The sequence below is a fragment of the Xenorhabdus griffiniae genome, assembly GCF_015163655.1.
GTDB classification, from domain to species: domain Bacteria; phylum Pseudomonadota; class Gammaproteobacteria; order Enterobacterales; family Enterobacteriaceae; genus Xenorhabdus; species Xenorhabdus griffiniae.
Genome location: NZ_JADEUF010000238.1, coordinates 1 through 1,597, shown reverse-complemented (window position 1 = coordinate 1,597; position 1,597 = coordinate 1). Strand labels below are relative to the sequence as shown.

The 1,597-nt window shown below is 37.3% G+C and carries 2 protein-coding genes and 1 pseudogene; 1 reads left to right on the top strand and 2 read right to left on the bottom strand.

Annotated elements, in window-relative coordinates:
- Positions 1-92: 92 nt before the first annotated feature.
- Positions 93-284, bottom strand: coding sequence for a hypothetical protein (locus IQ211_RS19150; RefSeq protein WP_189761382.1), 192 nt, complete (start codon positions 282-284; stop codon positions 93-95).
- Positions 285-434: 150 nt separating this feature from the next.
- Positions 435-1,190 (bottom strand): thioesterase II family protein, encoded by a 756-nt coding sequence (locus IQ211_RS19145; RefSeq protein WP_189761381.1) that lies wholly within the window; start codon positions 1,188-1,190, stop codon positions 435-437.
- A 218-nt stretch (positions 1,191-1,408) separates the two neighbouring features.
- Between IQ211_RS19145 and IQ211_RS19795 the strand changes: the two are divergent.
- A pseudogene (locus tag IQ211_RS19795) lies at positions 1,409-1,597 on the top strand (hypothetical protein); the annotation flags it as partial.

Sequence of the window (1,597 nt, the reverse complement as noted above, 5' to 3'; positions counted from 1 at the left end):
ACAGGCTTCATCCGTGGTTTTGGTATTAGTTTGGCGACGATTATCAGATCATAAATGAAGCCTTTTTTCTATCTAAAATATACAGTTAATGCTTAAGATCCTGTATATGTAACATCATTAGCATGTGTTTCAATACCAAAGTTACCCTCTTTCACAGAGCCGCCAAAGTGACGCAAGCTCAAAGCCATCGGTGATACGATATCTTCCAATTCGATCATATGGCGCTGCCACATATAAGGCACCGTGCAGAAACAATAAGGGAGTTTTAGTATTCTCATGGTCATGGAGATACACCAATTGAGCATCATTAACAGTAATCTTCTTTTCTTGATATCTGGTCATAGCTTTTCCGTTATAACATATTGTCTATTTTTCAGACGAAAACCCCTGAATTCTCTAAGTCGCTGCTTTATTATTAGACTATGATTTTTAGCCTACCTTGCGAGTTCTCTGACTTGTTTTTCGATCCAAGAAATTACTGCATAATTATTAAACAAGTAAAAATGCCCTCCGGTGAAAATTTGTTGTTCTATTGGCTCAGGTAACACTCGCCGCCATTCCGCCAAACGAGAGACAGGAACTCTATTATCCCGATCGCCGCCTATCACATAGGTTGGGATATTCAACTTTACTTTCGGTAATAAAGACAAAGAATCCAACAAAATGAGATCATTTTTCATCGTTTTGATCACATAATTACGTAATTCGGAGTTAGCAAGAACATCTGGCGGTGTTCCTTCACATTGCTCAAGGATATTCAAAACATAAGCGTCAGAATATTCCTCACATGGTTTATTTTTAAACCCTTCGGGATCAATACAACCACGGGCAGAGACAATAAGTGCTAATTGCTTTTCTGGTAATTCACTCTCCAGCCTACGAGCAACCTGATAAGCCAGTTCCGCGCCTAAACTGTGCCCAAATAGTAATAAAGGTTTATCCTCTCCTAACCTTAAACGCTTTATTGCAGCAAGGATATCAGACAAAACAATTTCAACATCCACCTGAAAAGGTTCTGAAACACGCATTCCCCTGCCTGCAAGCTCCAAACAATATACTTCAATAAATTCAGATAACTTGTGAGCCAACTCAATGTAGGAAAAACAAGATCCTCCGGCGTGATGAAAAAATAACAGTTGTGCTCCGGCCTCGGGCCTTTTAATCGCAGAAAATAAAACTGAATCAGACAAAATGAAGTTCCTCTAACAGATAAGAGATATTCTATAAATTCTTCAAGCTATTGCTTTGTTGTTTACAACTGTAACTTGGAATCGATTGATTATAAATAACGTTGAAAAATATTCATTAAGGAAAGAATAATAACTATTTATTCCTTTTTCTATAACAGAAAAAATTGATTAGCTTATAATTATTAATTAACACACAATGTGTGATTTGGTGCGATTACATGCAAAGCAAAAGAGAATCAGTAAATGCCCAAGACATAGATAACGTGATGATAATAAAAAGTATATACCAATCTAACTTCAAGATGCGTCTTATATCTCCCCGCGTAGCGCTGAGGGATCCCCACAAAACGGTGCTAATAAATCAAAACCATATTTTGGTAGATTTTGGCGAGGTATTTGAGGAGTTG